This window comes from Promicromonospora sp. MEB111 (assembly GCF_030209445.1).
Classification (GTDB): domain Bacteria; phylum Actinomycetota; class Actinomycetes; order Actinomycetales; family Cellulomonadaceae; genus Promicromonospora.
Genome location: NZ_JARVSD010000011.1, coordinates 316,519 through 333,523, shown reverse-complemented (window position 1 = coordinate 333,523; position 17,005 = coordinate 316,519). Strand labels below are relative to the sequence as shown.

Here is a 17,005-nt window from a genome sequence, read left to right as displayed (position 1 = left end):
GACTCCCCCTGGACTTATCGAGCGAGCAAGGAGCGCAGATGTTCAACAACGCCGAGGAGGCGATTGCCTTCACCCGCAACGAGGGGGTGGAGTTCGTCGACGTCCGGTTCATCGACCTGCCGGGTGTCACTCAGCACTTCAACATCCCGGTCGAGCAGTTCGACGAGGACGCCTTCACCGAGGGCCTCATGTTCGACGGCTCGTCGATCCGCGGGTTCCAGGCGATCCACGAGTCCGACATGAAGCTCGTGCCGGACATCGCGACGGCGTACATCGACCCGTTCCGCAAGGCCAAGACGCTGATCGTGAACTTCTCGATCGTGGACCCGTTCACGGGTGACGCCTACGCCCGCGACCCGCGCAACATCGCGGCCAAGGCCGAGGCGTACCTGAAGTCGACCGGCATCGCCGACACCGTGTTCTTCGGTGCCGAGGCCGAGTTCTACGTGTTCGACGACGTGCGCTTCAAGACCGCGTCGAACGAGAGCTTCTACTCCATCGACTCCGTCGAGGCCGCGTGGAACACCGGTCGCGAGGAGGAGGGTGGCAACCTCGGGTACAAGACCCGTTACAAGGGCGGCTACTTCCCCACCTCGCCGAGCGACCGCTTCGCGGACCTGCGCGACGACATGGTCAAGACCCTCGGCCAGGTCGGCCTCTCCGTCGAGCGCGCGCACCACGAGGTGGGCACCGCCGGCCAGCAGGAGATCAACTACAAGTTCAACTCCCTGCTGCACGCCGCCGACGACCTGATGAAGTTCAAGTACGTCATCAAGAACGTCGCGTTCGAGGCCGGCAAGTCGGCCACGTTCATGCCGAAGCCGATCTTCGGCGACAACGGCTCGGGCATGCACTCGCACCAGTCGCTCTGGAAGAACGGCGAGCCGCTGTTCTACGACGAGAAGGGCTACGGCGGCCTGTCCGACCTGGCTCGCTGGTACATCGGCGGCATCCTGAAGCACGCGCCGTCGCTGCTCGCCTTCACCAACCCGTCGGTGAACTCGTACCACCGCCTGGTCCCGGGCTTCGAGGCCCCCGTGAACCTCGTCTACTCGGCCCGCAACCGCTCCGCCTCGATCCGTATCCCGATCACGGGTACGTCCCCGAAGGCGAAGCGCATCGAGTTCCGCGCGCCGGACCCGTCGTCGAACCCGTACCTGGCGTTCTCCGCGATGCTGATGGCCGGCCTGGACGGCATCAAGAACCGCATCGAGCCCCCGGCCCCGGTCGACAAGGACCTCTACGAGCTGCCGCCCGAGGAGCACGCGCAGATCGCCCAGGTCCCGACGTCGCTCAACGGCGTGCTCGACGCCCTCGAGGCCGACCACGAGTACCTCACCGCCGGTGACGTGTTCACGGAGGACCTGATCGAGACCTGGATCGCGTACAAGCGCGAGAACGAGATCGACCCGATCCGCCTGCGGCCGCACCCGCACGAGTTCGAGCTCTACTACGACATCTGATCCCTGGGCCCGGTAGGGCCTGGAGATGTCGCCGGAACGGCGGCTGACCTGCGCTCTCGTCTCGCGACGAGGTGCGGCGTCGGCCGCCGTTTCTCGTGCTCCGGTGTATCTCGTGTGTGGGGGTTCAAGTCCCCCTCCGGACACACTCACGACCAGGCGCCACGAGGCAGCGGACGTACCGCCGAGCCCGCCGCGCCCGATACCGGTCCAGCACAGCAGTTGCTGCCACACCGGGCTGACTCCTGGCAGCACCTGCTGTGGTCAAGCAGTCCAGCGGTGTCGAGCTCCCGTGACCAGTCCAGCCCCGTCAGCGGTCGTAGAACTGCATCCTCCAGTCGACGGTCCAGTTGCCCGGTTCGTACTCCAGCACGATCGGGCCGCCCGTCCCGCCCACGATCTGGTACGGCGTGGTCGGGAGTGCGGTGTCGACACCATGCGACGTGTTCAGGATGCCGTCGAACCGGTCGAGGGTGACGAACGCGGCGAACGGGCCCCCGCAGACCTCGGTGGTCTCGCCGACGTCGGTGCGGACGGCCACAGCCACGTAGGACCGTCCGCTCGGCACCATGCCGACGCCGAACCAGGGACTCTCGGGGCAGTCCCCGGGGCCGTCGTTCGCCCACATCAGGGTCCGAGGCCCCCAGCTCGTCCCGGCTGAGCGGGTGTAGAACCGGTGCTCGTCGCCGGTCATCCCGGCCCAGACCAGCCGCGTGAGGGAGTCGCCGGCGGCGAGCTCGGCGCGGTTGCTGGTCCGGAACTGGTAGGTCGGCATCGTGGTGCTGCTCGCCTGGCGCCACAGCTTGTCGCGCGCGAGCAGCGTCTCCCGCCCACCACCCTCGGTGACGAGCCGGAGCCGCGGCCTGGGATGGTCGACGGTGCCAAGCGCCACCGACGGGGACCAGGTCGTGGCCCCGGGCTGGATCACGGTCCGCCGGATCTCCGCCGTCGTCCCCTTCGGCGCCGCCCAGACCACGGTGACCTTGCCCGCGTCGTTGATGGCCACGTCCCTCGGCGCGTCCACCAGGACCGAGGGGACGCGGCGGGTGACCCAGGAGCTGCCCCGCTCCAGCCGGCTCAGGTACGCCCGCCCGCCCGCAGCGCTCCACAGCAGGGCGGCGTCTCCGTCCTTGTTGCCCACGAGCTTCGACCGCGCGACCTCCTGCGCGGCAACCGTCACGGGGCCGTCCCATCCCGTCCCGTCGAACAGCCAGGACACGCTTCCCGTGACCGCCATCGCGTAGTCCCCCGGCCCCGCGATCACGCCGCCCTGGGAGCTGGCGGGTACGTCGACGCGTGACCAGTCGAGCAGGCGGCCGTGCTCGAGCCACGACTCGTCCTGGGTGCCGGGCCCGGGTAAGCTCACGCTGAACACGCGACCCGACCCCGAGACCGCCACGTCCCGGTGGACCTCCCCCTCCGGGCCGCTCCAGCCGGACGCCGGGTCGCCCGGAGCGGCGGACGCCGACGCTCCGGCAAGCAACGTCGTGGCGAGCAACGCCGCGGCAAGGGCACCGGCCGCGATGCTCGCGGCTGCAGTCCGACGCATGATGCCTCCTGGGTCAGCGTCACCGCTGCCGCTCCGGAGCCCGTGGCGTCGTTGCCAGGGGCTGGGGTACGCGCGGTCTGTTCCGATGGTGGCACGGGCCCACGACACCCGACAGCCCTTTCACCCGTGCGTCACCTGAGGTCAGGCCGCCGCGGAGCGCCGAGGTCCCGGCCCCGGACCACGGTCGCCCGTTTCGGGGGAGGCCCCGCGGGCCGCCGTCCGCCATCGTGTGCCTAGCGGACGAGGCGCCGACCTGCTCCAGGGTGCGCCCGCAGGACCGCGCTGGAGGCGACCATGTCGCGGACCGTGGGCCGGATCGCGGTGGACCCGGCGTCCACGCACGCTATCGAGGTCGCCAACCGGCTCCACGTGGACGTGGTACAGGGCCTCTCCCTTGCCGAGGCGGGCCGTCGGCTCCAGATGTACGGGCCGAACCGGCTGACCGCGGCCAAGAAGGAGTCGCCGCTGCAGGCTTTCGGGCGCCAGTACCGCGACTTCATGCAGATCGTCCTGCTGGTCGCGGCGGTGGTGAACCTCCTGGTCACCGGCGACGTCGGCACCTCGCTGGTGCTGGCCGGACTGACCCTGTTCAACGCCGTCATCGGCCTGCGGCAGGAGGCCAAGGCCGAGGAGAGCGTCGCTGCCCTGGCCAAGATGATGAAGACGGTCGCGCGCGTCCGGCGCGACGGGCAGGCTGTCGAGATCGACGCCGGGGACCTGGTGCCGGGCGACGTCGTCCTCGTCGAGGCGGGCAACCGTGTGCCCGCTGACGGCCGGATCACGCTCGCTGCCACGCTGGAGATCGAGGAGGCCGCGCTCACCGGGGAGAGCCTCCCGGTCGGTAAGTCGACCGACCCGGTGGCGGGCGACGACGTCCCGCTGGGGGACCGCACCTGCATGGCCTACATGAACACCGCGGTCACCCGCGGCCGCGGCGAGATGGTGGTCACCGCGACGGGCATGAACACCGAGATCGGGCACATCGCGAACCTGCTGGCCGGCACCGAGACGGACAAGACGCCGCTGCAGAAGCAGCTCGACGGCCTGTCCAAGATCATCGCGACGATCGCGGCCGTCGCCCTGGTCTTCGTGGTCGTGCTGGGGCTGGTGCGGGGCGAGTCGTTCGACACGCTGTTCATCACCGGCGTGGCGCTGGCGGTGGCAGCGATCCCGACCGGTCTGCCCGCCGTCGTGACCGCCCTGCTCTCCATGGGCACCCGCGAGATCGCGCGTCGCCACGCGATCGTCAAGCGGCTGCCCGCGGTGGAGACGCTCGGGTCGACGTCGGCCATCTGCTCGGACAAGACGGGGACCCTCACGCTGAACAAGATGACCGCCCGGGAGCTGGCGATCCCCGGCCAGCACGCCTTCACCGTCACCGGCGAGGGCTACGGCACCACCGGCGAGATCAGGCACGTGGGCGGCTCGCGCATCGACCTCGACCCGTACCTGCTGCCCATGGTCCTGTGCGCGGACGCCGTGCTCGACGGCGAGAGCCTGATCGGCGACCCCACGGAGGGCGCGCTGATCGTGCTCGGCGCCAAGGGCGGCCTGGACATCGACGCCACGCGGCGTGACTTCCCGCGCGTCGCCGAGGTGCCGTTCGACTCCGAGTACAAGTTCATGGCCACCTTCCACGAGATGGCCGACGACGCCGGACGTCCCGTGGTGCGCTGCTACGTCAAGGGTGCCCCGGACGTGCTGATCGCACGCGGTGCCGCCTACCGGTCCCCCGACGGCGCCGTCGTGCCGATCACCGACCAGAACCGTGGCCTCGCGCTCGAGGCGAACAACCGGATGGCAAACTCCGGCGAGCGGGTGATGGTGGTGGCCCAGCGGGACATCGACCACGCGACGTTCGAGGCGGCGCGCGTGAGCGGCCGGAACCTGATCGCCCTGGTCACCGACCTGACGCTGCTCGCGATGGTGGGCATCGTGGACCCGCCGCGGCCCGAGGCGCGAGCGGCGATCGCCGAGTGCCGCTCCGCCGGGATCCGGGTGCGGATGATCACCGGCGACCACGCCTCCACCGCCGCCGCCATCGCCAGGGAGCTGGGTATCGAGGGTCGCGCCCTGACGGGCAACGAGTTCGCGGACCTGACCGATGACGAGCTGCTGGCCCAGCTCCACGACATCGGGGTGATCGCGCGCGTGGCGCCCGAGGACAAGATCCGGCTGGTGCAGCTGCTCAAGCGCTCGGGCAACGTGGTCTCGATGACGGGCGACGGCGTGAACGACGCGCCCGCGCTCAAGGCCGCCGACATCGGCGTCGCCATGGGTATCACCGGCACCGAGGTCTCGAAGGAGGCCGCGGTGATGATCCTGACGGACGACAACTTCGCGACCATCGTGAGTGCCGTCTCCTACGGGCGCAGCCTCTACGACAACCTCGTGAAGTACCTCCGCTTCCAGATGTCCACGCTGGTCGCCTACATCGCGATCTTCCTGATCGCGGGCATCCTGAACATCGCGGCCGGCACGCCGCTGAACCCCCTGCAGATCCTGTGGCTCAACATGGTGGTGGACATCCCGATCGCGATCGCGCTCGGCTTCGACCAGCCGACCAAGGGCCTGATGAGTAGGCCCCCGCGACCCGTCGGGGCGCCGGTCCTGTCCCGGGCAGCCTGGGTGCGGCTCTGCGTCCAGGGCGCCGTCATGACGGCCGGGTCGCTCTGGGCGTATCAGATCGGGACCGACGCCGGGGCCGTGGTCGCGGCCACCATGCTGCTCACCACGCTGTCGCTCTTCCACGTGGTCGCCGGCCTGCTGTCCCGCGACCAGCTCGGCACGATCTTCGACCGCGACGCCGTGCCCGGCGCCGCCCAGCTACGGCGCTACGGCCTGGCGCTGCTGGCGATCGTCGCGGTCACCACCATCGGGCTGCTCGAACAGGTCTTCGGTACGACGGAGCTCGACGGGCGGCAGTGGGGTGTCTGCATCGCGCTGGCGCTGAGCCTGCTGGTGATCGAGGAGATCATCAAGGTGTTCCTGCGCGGGCGTGCGGACGGGGGCGGCAGGGCACCGCGGATCGAAGCTGGGCGAAGGGCTGGGCGGGCGGTGTGAGGAGCCGGGGCCAAAGGGCGTGCACCCGTCTGAGATGATCCGGCACGAGCAGCTCCTGCTGCCTGCCGGTGACGAGGGAGCATGGTGGCTACGGTGGAGATCGCAGACGAGCCGACGGCGATGTTGCACTTCGGCACCGTGGGCGCACCCGATCTGCCGCGGCGAATCGACCTCCTGCTGACCACGAACGGCCTGGCAGCGTTGACGGGCGCAGAGTTCCTGCTGGATGTGGAAGCCGACTTCTCCGTACGCGATGGCCAGGACGTCATCCTCGCCGAGCCGTCGTTTCCCGTCGCCGAACTTGCCCGGGCCCTGGAGCTGTGGGCGCCGGAGACAGACGAGCCGCGAGACGACTTCGCGTTCGACTCCATGGTGTACGAGGTCCTGGGTGCCGTGCGGATCGTCAACACGGTCGACGGATGGACGATCGGGTCCCACTACGGGCGGACGACGACGGAGCCGCGCCCCTGGCCGGTCGTTCGCGCAGAGATCTGGGCCTTCGTCGAGGCGGTCAAGGCAGCCACCCCCGTCGCGGTCCACGCCGCCACCGGCTCGATGATCACCGCGATCCTGGCCATGCACCGCGCCTTCGACATGCACCTGGCCGATGCCAAGTCCTTTGTGGCGGACGCCGTCGGCGAGGTCGATCCGGTGAGCCCGTGGCCGCAACGTGGCGGCATGAATCATGCCTGACGCCGCGAACGGTCTCTTTCGATGATCGATCGTTCGCCGTCGACGAGTACCGCCGGCGGCGGGTGCGTGACCGGCCCTACGCTCGCGCCCATGGACGGCATCGAACGATCTGACGAACAGCGGATCGTCGGACTCCCCGAGACCTTTGATGACTCGGCGAGCTGGTACTTCGGCATCGAGCACTACAAGACTGAGTACCAGCATGGGCTCGACGCGATCACCGCCAGGCACGGAGATCGCCTGGACGCACTGGCAGGGCGAGTACTCAGGCGCACCTGGGTGCTCTGGGACGCCGAGGACGACTCGTGGTTCTCCGATGCGCCGGTACTGTTCGACTTCGGGAACGAGCAGCTCGAGATCCAGCACTACAAGTTCGACGAGCTCTCGATCACCTGGAACACCATCGATGCCCGGTCCGCAGTCCGTTGGCCGGAGAGCGAACTCGTCTGGAGCGATGACGCGCTGGCCGGCCTCTCGCACCTGCATGGGCAGCGGGTGCTCGCCGGGCAGCTTCTCGAGTGGCGGGGACCCGACCCCGACCTGGCGAACGGGATGGTCGCCGTCGGAGTCGTTCTCGAGAACGGTCGGGTGCTCGTCTACAACGCCCTCGACGAGAACGGTCTCGATTTCGGGCAGCCACGCCCTGAATACCGGTCCTGGTCCCTCGACACTCGATAACCCATCATCCGAGCCGTACCACGCGGGCCCACGACGGCGGCGACGGTCGTTGGTAGGTGCTGTCCTCGCGCCACTTGCTCGGTCGAGGGAACAGCCCCACCACCGTCCGGCACGACGGCCTGGCGGAGGGCCACGCCGTCTGGCCGTCGGTCAGGACCACGAGCGCGTCGGGCTTCGGGTGACAGCCGAGGGCTGCCGCCATTCCCGTCGTCAGGTCCGTGCCCCCGCCGCCGACGAGCGGGATCCCCGCCGTCTGACAGACGCGTCCCGCGGTCTGCACGGCCGCGTCGCACGAGAACACGGTCACCAGGTCGCGCCGTCCACCCACTGCCTTCAGGATCGCCGAGACCTCCAGAAGTGCGGTGCCGAGCTCGTCGTCGCTCACCGATCCGGACGTGTCGATGACCACGCTGACCCGCGGCGGCCGACGGCGCAGGCTGGGCAGAATCGCCCCGGGCAGCGAGGCACTCCTCCGACCGGGACGCCCGTAGGTGTAGTTGTCGCCGACGCCGCTGCTGGTCACCGCCGAGCGAAGGGCAGCGCCCAGCAGGTCGCGCCAGGTCTGCGGCGGATGGACGACGTCGTTGGCCCAGCGCTGCCACCCCGCGGGCGTGCTACCGGGTGCCCCGACGATCCCGCGTGCGACCCGGAACCTGACGGCCTCACGCTCCGACTCGGACAAACCGTGGGAGCTCCCCTGCCCCAGGTCCCATGCCCGGTCCTGCCCGTCGGCACCACTGCCGCAGTCGTGCCAGGCGTACGGGTCGGTCAAGGGACCAGGGCTGATGTCGTCGACGTACTCCTCCAGGAGCAGGCCCGGCTTCAGATGCAGCCGGGCAGGAGTGACGGCACCCGACGGCAGCGGCAGGTCGTCGTCGTCGATGTCGTCGTTGATCTCGCAGTCGGCGGCAAGGTTGATCTGGAACGGCCGGACACGCGCCTCGGGGCCCGTCCGGGCCGCCACGAGGCGTTTGCCGCGACCGTGGTGGTCACGCAACAGGTGGGAGACCTCGTGCACCCACACCCCGGCGAGCTCGTCCAGCGGCGTCCGTTCGACGAAAGCCGGCGAGACGTAGCAGCACCAGTGCCTGTCGACGGCCATGGTCGGCACCGTCGAGGTCGGCACCACCTCCAGGGCGAACAGTGCGGTCGCCAGATAGGGGCGCAGGTGACAGGCCCTGAGCCGGGCCGCATACAGCTTCTCGGCATCCATGTTCGTCGTCACGCGCTCACGGGCAGCAGGCCGGCGTGCTTGCCCAGCGGCACCGCGACCGCGAGCCGTTCGATCGCGGCGGGCACCGCCCAGTCCGGTCGGCGCAGTGTCGACAGGGTCATGACCGGCGTGACGAGCAGGTCGGGTGCGCCGGTGTCCAGGGCTCGGACTAGCACCTCCCATGCCGCGGTCCACCGGCCCTCGTCCGGCCGCTTCTTCACCGCCAGCACGACGGCGTCCAGGACCGCCAGCCGCAGGTCCCCCCGCTCGGGCAAGACAGCCGAGGCAGGGTCGGCGAGGAGTGTCTCCGGATCGGGCAGGTCGAGCCGGTCGATTGCAGCCAGCAGCTCGAAGCCCGGCCCGTCCCCTACTGCGCCCTTGACCAGCAGCGAGAGAACATCACGGTCCACGTCCGCTGCCGTGGCGAACGCGATGAGACGCAACGCCGTCTCCCAGCTGCGCGGCGACGGCCAGGCGCCGCCGCGACGAGTCTCGGTGGTCGGCAGCTGGTGCATGAGCGCGGGCCGCGCCTCGAGGAAGGTGCACACGGCGCGCCGGGCGAAGGCCACGGCATCGGGCAGATTCTCCGCGTCCAGCCTGGGCAGGACGGCGCTCGGCCAGGTCCCGCTCAGCCCGCGGACAACCACGTCGGGGTCGTGCCGCCAGGGTAGGTGGACGAACCGGTTGGCCAGCGGGGCACTCAGCTCCCACCCGTCGGCGGCCGAGCCTCGCGGGTTCGCCGCAGCCACGATACGGACGCCGTCGGGTAGCCGAAGCGCCCCGACCTGGCGTTCCAGGACGACCCGCAGGAGGGCCGCCTGCACGGCCGGCGGTGCCGTCGACAGCTCGTCGAGGAAGAGCAGTCCCCGGCCGGCATCGGCCAGGCGGACCGCCCAGTCCGGCGGGGCCATCGGCACGCCGAGACGCGCCGGGTCGTCACCGATGACCGGTAGGCCATTGAAATCGGACGGCTCGTGCACGCTCGCGATGACGGTGGTCAGGGGCAGAGCCAGGGAGTCGGCGAGCTGCGCGATCGCCGAGGTCTTGCCGATGCCCGGTTCGCCCCACAGGAGCACGGGGACGTCGGCGGCCACCGCCAGCGCGAGTGCGGTGAGCTGTGGTTCGGGTCGTGGTTCGGTGGTCGAGCCGGTGAGCAGAGACAGGAGGTCGGATGCGACCGAAAGCTGAGAAGTCATGGGTCACCTGTGAGTGGTAGAGGTCCGGCCGGGGCCGGGCAGGTCAGTGGGACGCCGCGAGAAGGCGGCGGGTGTGCCGGTCCCGCTGACGGCGGGGTGTGGAGGAAGCGACCACGCGCGCACGGAAGCTCTGGTCGGAGCGGGCATACGGATCGGGCGGAACCTCGGGGTCGATGTCGAGCAGCAGCGGCAGAAGGCCCGCCCGGTATGCGCCGTACGCGGTTCGTCCGGCCGCCACCGCGGCCAGCTCGTCCTGGAGGTCGCCGACCCGGAGCACTGCCTCGGGACCCAGGAGGTTCTCGATGACGGCCAGGGCGGAGTCGACGTCGCCGTGGTCGAGTCGTGCACGCACGTCCGCGAGCGCCGTCGGCGCACGGTGCAGCTGGTCGATGACGTGGAGGCAGGGCAGCGGCGTTCCGCCGAGCCGCGCCAGCAGCTCTTCGCGCCGGACCTCGTCGGGAGGGTGGTCGAGGGCGGTGAGGACGCCGTCGACAACCGCCAGTCGGTGCAACGCGCCGCGGCACTCAACCTGTCGTGTGCCCGGCGCCGGCTCGGGGCGCCGGCTGCGGATGCTTCCGGGAGCCAGCGCATGGGCGACGAGCGGGTGCAGGTCGCCGGGCGCGATCAGCCCAGCCCGCAGGAGCAGGACGTCGGGTGGCACCCAGGTCGCGGCATTCGGGAGCACCGCAATGCCGGGGACCCGACGTCGTCTGGCCTGGGGCGTTCCGGAGAGCCGGCCCTCGTCGAGAAGGTCCGCCAGGTCTTCGGGCGTCGGCGGCCACGGGGTTCCGTCGTCGTCCAGGCGGAGGACCAGGCGCCTCGCGCCGAGGTATACCACGACGCCACTATCAGGCGCGCCGTCCGACTCGACGAGGAGTGCGGCTTCAGCCGCCCACCGGGTCACCGCCCAGTCCGACGGCGTAGCCACGGCCGGGTCAGGCCCGACCGGGATTACGGCCTCCGGCGCTCGCCCGGCTCGTTCGGCGAGCTCGTCGCTGCGCCGCACATCCCAGAGGTGCCGGTGCAGGTCGAGCCGGAATCGCCGGTCGGGATGTGGCGCCGCCGCGTCGGCGGCGTCCCACCACGCCAGGCTCATCCGTTGCGGCCCGGCCGCCCACGCGGGCGGTGTCCGGACCACCAGGTGCCCGGTGCCGCCGTCGGGCAGGTGGTACCGGGCGAGCGTGCAGCTGGTACCGGGCCGGAGCAGGCCGTCGGGCAGCACCCGCGGCATGTGCCAACGCAGCAGGTCGGGTGCGAGGTGGCGGAGGTCCGCCCGGACCGCAGAGGGGAGCTCGGCGCCGTGACGATGTCGAAGGTCGCGCAGGTTCACGTCAAGGTCCACGTGCGCGGCCGCGCAGGCGCCCGCCCAGTCGCCCATCTGACGGCGGGCCGTGGAGATCTCGATCATCGGCGGCGGTACGGCGTACTCACGTACCCGCTGCCAGGAAAGGAGCCGGAGGTTCTCGGTCGACCTCGATGAGTGCATCAGCACTCACCTTCGGTGTACCGGACCCCCAATCTGGTGATCGTGAAGGTCATCATCGGGAGGGAGGCTAGCAGGCCGGATGCTCGACCGGTAGCCTCCGTGACGATGAAGCTCGTGGACGACCCGACGGCGGCTCTAGCGGGCCTGCCGATCGAGGACGGCGGCCTGACCGGGATGGACGCCGTCGGATGGCTGGACAGCACGTGGGTCCTGCACGACTTCGAGCTCGAGGTCGCACGTGAGCCGGCGAGTGACCTCGTGTGGGAGCGGAGACGATGGGCCGACGTCGCGTCTGAGCCAATCAGTCCTCGCCTCCAGTCGAGCACGAGGCCGCCGAGCTCGTGGCTACTCCCGCGGGAGCTTGGCGGCACCACGACCGAGGGCTCGATGCAGGGCGAGAGTGTTCGCGGGTTGCTCGAGGTCCTGGCCGGCGTTACCAGGGCTACCGACACGTGTTACGCGTTCTATGCGCAGATGACGACGTGGGACTTCGACTCACTGGCGCTGTACGAGATGTCGTGGGACGTCCCGCATGTCTTCGGTTCGGTGAATCTTCCCTCGTCCAGTCCGTCAAACCTCTGGCCCGCGGACAAGTCATGGTTCGTCTGGACCGACTATGACCTGTGCGCCACAAAGGTGAGCGGAAGTCCGGAGCTCATCACGGCCGTCCGCACACACGCGCTGCTCGAGACAGTGGAGTGGCCCCGTGACTGAGGACCCGGACCTGGACGGCCCGGCCTTCGTCGCGTTCTTGAATGCCGCGAAGGCGTATTGCACCGAGGTCGAGGCCGTCGGGGCCGAACCGCCCGACAGCGCGGACGAGAGGGCGATGGTCCTCGGGTTCAGGGCACGGGTCGCGGCGCTCTTGGCCGCGGCTGTCGCCCTTCCCGACGTCGAGGTCACGACGTCGGAGATCTCGCCGAGTATCAGTCACGAGGCCTGGAGCGCCAAGTTTGCCGCCCTGGACAGGGCTCTCGGTCCGGCGGCGACCTACTGGGCCGCCTTACCGACCGCCGGCACTGAGGCTGATGTCGCACTGGTGCCACTCGCCGACGACCTGGCCGACATCTGGCGTGACCTTCGTTCGGCGCTGGACTGGCTGGACTCCGGCGCGGACCCAGCCGATGTTCTCTGGGAGTGGCGGTTCGGGTTCGAGACGCACTGGGGCCGGCACGCGACCCAGGCACTTGGCGCATTGCACGCAGCCGCCGTGAGTTCCTGACGACTCGACCACCATGCGGTTGCTGCCAGGACCTGCCCGGTCCTGGCAGCAACTGCATGCCCGATTTGTGGAGCCGGCAACGGAGCCGGCGGTGGAGCCGGCAGCGCAACCCCGCACCGCTCGCGGCGCGTCACGCCCACGCCCCCTCCCGCACCGGTTCGAACCGGTCGTGCTCCGTGCGGCACATGCCCTCCCCGTGCGTCAGGCCCGGCAGGTCCCGCTGCAGCGCGGCGACGCTCCCCGCCGGGATCTCGCCGCGCATGACGACGATGCCGCCGCTCCCGACGCGCGACTCGAACGGCACCCCGCCCATCCGGCCCACCAGCGAGGCCACCGGTCCGACGGTGTCCTCCGGCAGCTCGATCACAAACCGGTGCACCGGCTCGCACACCACAGTCCCGGCCCGGCGGACCGCGGCGGCGAGCACGCGCGGCGCCAGCCCGCGGAAGTCGGCCCCCGTGCTGGACATCGCCTTGTTGAACTTCTGGTGCATGTGGCTCTGTCGGGGTGAGTAGCCCGAGTGAGTCATCACCACGCGGGCGTCGGGAACCGGGAACCGCAACGGACCGCGAGCGAGCGAGCGGCGCACGGTGTCCTCGGTCGCGTCGAAGAACGCGGGCGGCATCGATCCCCGCTCGCACTCCAGCTCGAACGTCACGCCGCTCCCCGGAGCCGCGGGCTCGATCCGCAGCCCGATCGTGGCGTGGAACTCGTTGCCGTTCTGCTTCTTGATCTCCAGTGCGTGCCCGGTGCCGACCAGCCGCTCGGTGCGCGCCGTCCGGACCTCGCCGAACCGCGCGTCGACGCGGTACTCCCGCTGCAGGATCGCGGCCAGAACCTCCCGCTGGACCTCGCCGTACAGGGAGACGGTGATCTCCTCGTCGCGGCGGCGCACCCGGATCAGCGGGTCCTGCTCCGCCAGCTCGGAGAGTGCGGCGTACAGCCGCCCGCGCGCGGCCGGTTCTGCGTCCACCACCGTCTCGTACGACGGCGGCGGGAACTGGCTCGCCCGCTCGTCCCCCGGCCGCGGCTGCCCGACGACGTCGCCGACGCGCGCCGTCGCCAGCCCCTGCACGACGGCGATCTGGCCGGGCCGCGCCGTCGAGCGCGGTTCGAGCGTGCCGCGGTGCGCGACGCGCAGCCCGGTGATCCGCTCGGACCTCCCGTGCCCGAGGTCGATCCGGTCGCGGACCCGCAGCGCGCCGGACCGCATCCGGACGAACGCCCGCTTGCGGCCGTCCTCGCGGTCGATCGCGAAGACGACGGCGGACGGCGCGTCCTCGCGGGGGCCGACGGCGGACGGCGCATCCGGACCGGCCTCGGGAGCATCGTCGGCTCGCGCGTCCCCGGGCGACGCCGGTCCGCCGCCGTCGGCCACGACCGGGAGGTAGGTTCCCAGCGCCGCGGCCAGCTCGGACACGCCGACGCCGGTCACCGCCGACCCGAACAGCACCGGGTGCGCGGCCCCACGGCGCGACTCTCCCGCGAGCCAGGCCCGCAGGCCGTCGTCGGGCAGGGGCTCCACCCGGGCCGCGGGTGCGCCGGCGTCGAGCACCCGCTGCACCGGCAGGACGTCAGGGCTGAGGCGGCGCGCGACGGCGTCTGCCACCGCCTCCGGACGCGCACCGCGCCGGTCGATCTTGTTCACGAACACGATCACGGGCAACCGCAGCCGTTGCAGGGCGCGCATCAGCACGAGGGTCTGCGCCTGCACACCCTCGACGGCGGACAGCACGAGCACCGCGCCGTCGAGCACGGCGAGGCTGCGGTCCACCTCGGCGATGAAGTCGGGGTGGCCCGGGGTGTCCAGCACGTTGACGGTGACGTCCCCCGCGGGGAAGGACGCCACGGACGCGCGGATGGTGATGCCCCGCTCGCGCTCCAGCGCGAGCGAGTCGGTGAGGGTATCGCCGCCGTCGACGGAACCGAGGCGGTCGATCACGCCCGAGTGGTGCAGCAGGCGTTCGGTCAGGCTGGTCTTACCGGCGTCGACATGGGCGACGATCCCGAGGTTGAGGTACGACAAGAGCAGTCACGTCCGTGGTCAGGTGGGTCAGGGCACGGGGCGTGACAGCTGTCATCGGTGTTCCAATCTCTCGGGTTGCCCCGACCCTGCCCTCCCGACCGAGGCCGGGGCAACGGTTTATTCGGCCGCCTGCCCGTCGCACCGGGCCACCGACCAGGGTCGCCGTCGCGTCCAGGGGGCACTCGTCCGCATTCGCTCCGCCATGTTCAGGCCATCACAGGAGCCGTCATGGCGCGAACACTTCTGGCCTCCGGCGGATCGTGTGTCACGGGCCGAGGGGATGGACACTCGCCGTCCCAGACGCGCGCTGCAGGCCTCCCTCAGACGTCGGCGAGACGCGCCGGATCGACACCGGCCAGGCGGGCCGCGTCCTGGCCTGGCGGGAGCCCGAACAACCGTCGGTACTCGCGGCTGAACTGCGAGGCGCTCTCATAGCCGACGGCGAATCCGACGGCAGCCACGTCGCCCGGTTCAGCCAGTAGCCGGGCTCGCGCCGCCTGCAGCCGGATCACCTTCTGGAACTGGATCGGCGTCATGGTCGTGACGGCCCGGAAGTGGCGGTGCAGAGAGGTCACGCTCATCCCCGCGACCCGTGCCACGTCCTCGACCCGGAACAGATCGGCGTGGTGCTCCCGGATCCAACGGATCGCCCGGCCGACCTGCACGACGTTGCCGTCGCCCAACCCGATCTGCCGAACTGTCCCCCGCTGCGGACCGGTGAGCAGCCGCCACACCAGCTCGCGCTCGGCCCCGGTCCACAGCACACGCTGGTCGTCGGGTCGGTCGAGCAGCCGGAGCAGCCGGACCACCACGTCGAGCAGCTCGTCGCCGGCCGGGCTGACCCCGACCCCCGGAGACGGCCCGCCTGCCGCCGGAAGCGGTGCGTCCAGGACGAGCTCGGCGATGAGCGTGGGTCGGAGGGCCAGGCCCATCACCAGGTAGGGCTCGGCGGCAGAGGCTCTGCTGACATGGGCGATCACCGGGAGCTCCATCGATGCGACCAGGAACTCGCCGGCGCCGTACGTGAAAACGCGCTCGCCGAGCACCGCGCGCTTCGCGCCCTGCACGACGAGCACGAAGACGGGAGCGGTCTGACCGGGCATCGGCTCGGTCGGACCGTCACTACGGTGCAGAACCAGCCCCGCCGGCGTCGCACCCCCGGCGTGGCGGAGGACCAGCTCGCGTATCTCTGGCAACGCACTCACGGTCCCACAGTGTCAACGTTGGAAGGATCAGGCAATCCGGTGGCAGCATCGCGCTACCTCGGCAAGGTCGTGCGGGTGTGCAATCGACCCATGACACTCGACAGCTTTGTCACGCTGGGCCGCTCTGGCCTGCGGATCAGCCCCTACACGCTCGGCGCGATGACCTTCGGGGAGGACCATGGCTGGGGAGCCCCTGTCGCGGAGTCCGAAGCGATGATCACGGAGTACCTGGAACGTGGCGGCAACTCGATCGACACCGCCAACATCTACACCAACGGCCACTCCGAGAAGATCATCGGCGACTACCTCGCCGCCCGCCCTGGCCTGCGCGACCGGGTCGTGCTGGGCTCGAAGTTCTTCGGGAACCTGTTCCCCGGCGACCCCAACGGTGGCGGCGCAGGGCGCAAGGCGGTCGTCGCACAGGTCGAAGCCTCGCTGCGCCGGCTGGGCACCGACTACCTGGACCTCTACTGGCTTCACAACTGGGACCGCGGTGTCCCGTTGGAGGAGACGCTGCGCGCGCTGGACGACCTCGTCACCTCAGGCAAGATCCGCTACGTCGGCCTGTCGGACCTGCCCGCGTGGAAGGCCGCGGAGGCACAGGTCGTCGCGCACTTCCGGAACTGGACGCCCGCCGTCGGGATGCAGCTCGAGTACTCGCTGCTCGAACGCACCGTCGAGGGCGAGCTCATCCCCATGGCAGCCGAGCACGGGCTCGGGGTGCTGCCCTGGAGCCCGCTGAAGAGCGGATGGCTGTCCGGCAAGTTCACGCGCGGAGGCGGTACGACCGACACGATGCGTGGCGGCATCGTCGGTGGGCCGGGAGATCGCGACTGGCCGGTCATCGACGCCCTGGTGGACGTCGCAGCCGAGGCAGGCGTGACGCCCGCCGCGGCGGCGCTCGCATGGGTCGGCGCGCGACCGGGTGTCACGTCGGTGCTCATCGGGGCCCGGCGCCTCGACCAGCTCCGAGCAAACCTCGACGCCGTGGACGTCCGGCTCACGACCGCGCAGACGGCGCGGCTCGACGAGGTGTCGGAACCGGCACTGAGCTTTCCGGCGGCCAACAACCGGGACCTGGCGCCGAGCCTCGGCTTCGCGGGCGCGACGGTAGACGGCAGGCCCAGCAGTGCGATGCCCTGGCTCGAGGGGAGCCCGACGCGCTACTGATCGGCTGCTACGGGCCGGCCGCGCTATCGAGCGGCCGGCCCGCG

13 protein-coding genes are annotated in these 17,005 nt (G+C 70.7%); 7 read left to right on the top strand and 6 right to left on the bottom strand.

Features of this window, described 5'->3' with window-relative positions; translation table 11 throughout:
- Positions 1 to 38 precede the first annotated feature (38 nt).
- Positions 39 to 1,463, top strand: coding sequence for a type I glutamate--ammonia ligase (glnA, locus tag QRN56_RS14230; RefSeq protein WP_285104280.1), 1,425 nt, complete (start codon positions 39 to 41; stop codon positions 1,461 to 1,463).
- Between the two features lie 307 nt (positions 1,464 to 1,770).
- Here the strand turns inward: glnA and QRN56_RS14225 are convergent, their stop codons facing one another.
- A complete protein-coding gene (locus QRN56_RS14225; RefSeq protein WP_285104279.1) occupies positions 1,771 to 3,009 on the bottom strand; it encodes a hypothetical protein in 1,239 nt (412 codons plus the stop codon).
- Between the two features lie 294 nt (positions 3,010 to 3,303).
- On the opposite strand from QRN56_RS14225, the gene QRN56_RS14220 reads away from it, so the two are divergent.
- The 3 genes from QRN56_RS14220 (at position 3,304) to QRN56_RS14210 (ending at position 7,443) form a co-directional block, all read left to right on the top strand.
- Entirely contained in the window at positions 3,304 to 6,072 is a 2,769-nt protein-coding gene (locus QRN56_RS14220; protein WP_285104277.1) for a cation-translocating P-type ATPase, read from the top strand.
- 93 nt (positions 6,073 to 6,165) lie between these two features.
- Positions 6,166 to 6,765 carry a DUF7878 domain-containing protein gene (locus QRN56_RS14215; protein WP_285104276.1) on the top strand — a complete coding sequence of 200 codons (600 nt, stop codon included), beginning with the start codon at positions 6,166 to 6,168 and terminating at the stop codon, positions 6,763 to 6,765.
- 90 nt (positions 6,766 to 6,855) lie between these two features.
- Positions 6,856 to 7,443, top strand: coding sequence for a hypothetical protein (locus tag QRN56_RS14210; protein ID WP_285104274.1), 588 nt, complete (start codon positions 6,856 to 6,858; stop codon positions 7,441 to 7,443).
- Between the two features lie 4 nt (positions 7,444 to 7,447).
- Here QRN56_RS14210 and QRN56_RS14205 read toward each other — a convergent pair whose 3' ends face one another.
- Genes QRN56_RS14205 through QRN56_RS14195 form a run of 3 tightly spaced genes read right to left on the bottom strand, consistent with a single transcriptional unit; the run spans position 7,448 to position 11,338 of the window.
- On the bottom strand, positions 7,448 to 8,668 hold the full coding sequence (locus QRN56_RS14205; RefSeq protein ID WP_285104273.1) for a vWA domain-containing protein: 1,221 nt from the start codon (positions 8,666 to 8,668) through the stop codon (positions 7,448 to 7,450).
- Positions 8,665 to 9,852, bottom strand: coding sequence for an AAA family ATPase (locus QRN56_RS14200; RefSeq protein WP_285104272.1), 1,188 nt, complete (start codon positions 9,850 to 9,852; stop codon positions 8,665 to 8,667). The genes QRN56_RS14205 and QRN56_RS14200 overlap by 4 nt, the downstream gene beginning before the upstream one ends.
- Positions 9,853 to 9,895: 43 nt before the next feature.
- Positions 9,896 to 11,338, bottom strand: a complete 1,443-nt coding sequence (locus QRN56_RS14195; protein WP_285104270.1) for a hypothetical protein — start codon at positions 11,336 to 11,338, stop codon at positions 9,896 to 9,898.
- 42 nt (positions 11,339 to 11,380) lie between these two features.
- On the opposite strand from QRN56_RS14195, the gene QRN56_RS14190 reads away from it, so the two are divergent.
- Together QRN56_RS14190 and QRN56_RS14185 are read left to right on the top strand one after the other, a co-directional pair.
- On the top strand, positions 11,381 to 12,052 hold the full coding sequence (locus QRN56_RS14190) for a hypothetical protein (protein WP_285104268.1): 672 nt from the start codon (positions 11,381 to 11,383) through the stop codon (positions 12,050 to 12,052).
- Positions 12,045 to 12,560: a DUF5063 domain-containing protein gene (locus tag QRN56_RS14185; protein WP_285104266.1), complete on the top strand. Its 516-nt coding sequence runs from the start codon at positions 12,045 to 12,047 to the stop codon at positions 12,558 to 12,560. The genes QRN56_RS14190 and QRN56_RS14185 overlap by 8 nt, the downstream gene beginning before the upstream one ends.
- A 130-nt stretch (positions 12,561 to 12,690) precedes the next feature.
- Here the strand turns inward: QRN56_RS14185 and QRN56_RS14180 are convergent, their stop codons facing one another.
- Positions 12,691 to 14,586, bottom strand: coding sequence for an elongation factor G (locus tag QRN56_RS14180; protein WP_285104264.1), 1,896 nt, complete (start codon positions 14,584 to 14,586; stop codon positions 12,691 to 12,693).
- Positions 14,587 to 14,906: 320 nt separating this feature from the next.
- On the bottom strand, positions 14,907 to 15,791 hold the full coding sequence (locus QRN56_RS14175; RefSeq protein WP_285104262.1) for an AraC family transcriptional regulator: 885 nt from the start codon (positions 15,789 to 15,791) through the stop codon (positions 14,907 to 14,909).
- Between the two features lie 90 nt (positions 15,792 to 15,881).
- Between QRN56_RS14175 and QRN56_RS14170 the strand changes: the two genes are divergently transcribed.
- Entirely contained in the window at positions 15,882 to 16,961 is a 1,080-nt protein-coding gene (locus QRN56_RS14170; RefSeq protein WP_285104260.1) for an aldo/keto reductase, read from the top strand.
- Positions 16,962 to 17,005: the final 44 nt, after the last annotated feature.

What these genes read in the sequence shown, in the direction of transcription:
- QRN56_RS14225 (WP_285104279.1), bottom strand. Translation starts at nt 3,009, where the DNA reads ATGCGTCGGACTGCAGCCGCGAGCATCGCGGCCGGTGCCCTTGCCGCG.
- QRN56_RS14210 (WP_285104274.1), top strand. Translation starts at nt 6,856, where the DNA reads ATGGACGGCATCGAACGATCTGACGAACAGCGGATCGTCGGACTCCCC.
- QRN56_RS14170 (WP_285104260.1), top strand. Translation starts at nt 15,882, where the DNA reads ATGACACTCGACAGCTTTGTCACGCTGGGCCGCTCTGGCCTGCGGATC.
- glnA (WP_285104280.1), top strand. Translation starts at nt 39, where the DNA reads ATGTTCAACAACGCCGAGGAGGCGATTGCCTTCACCCGCAACGAGGGG.
- QRN56_RS14195 (WP_285104270.1), bottom strand. Translation starts at nt 11,338, where the DNA reads ATGCACTCATCGAGGTCGACCGAGAACCTCCGGCTCCTTTCCTGGCAG.
- QRN56_RS14220 (WP_285104277.1), top strand. Translation starts at nt 3,304, where the DNA reads ATGTCGCGGACCGTGGGCCGGATCGCGGTGGACCCGGCGTCCACGCAC.
- QRN56_RS14200 (WP_285104272.1), bottom strand. Translation starts at nt 9,852, where the DNA reads ATGACTTCTCAGCTTTCGGTCGCATCCGACCTCCTGTCTCTGCTCACC.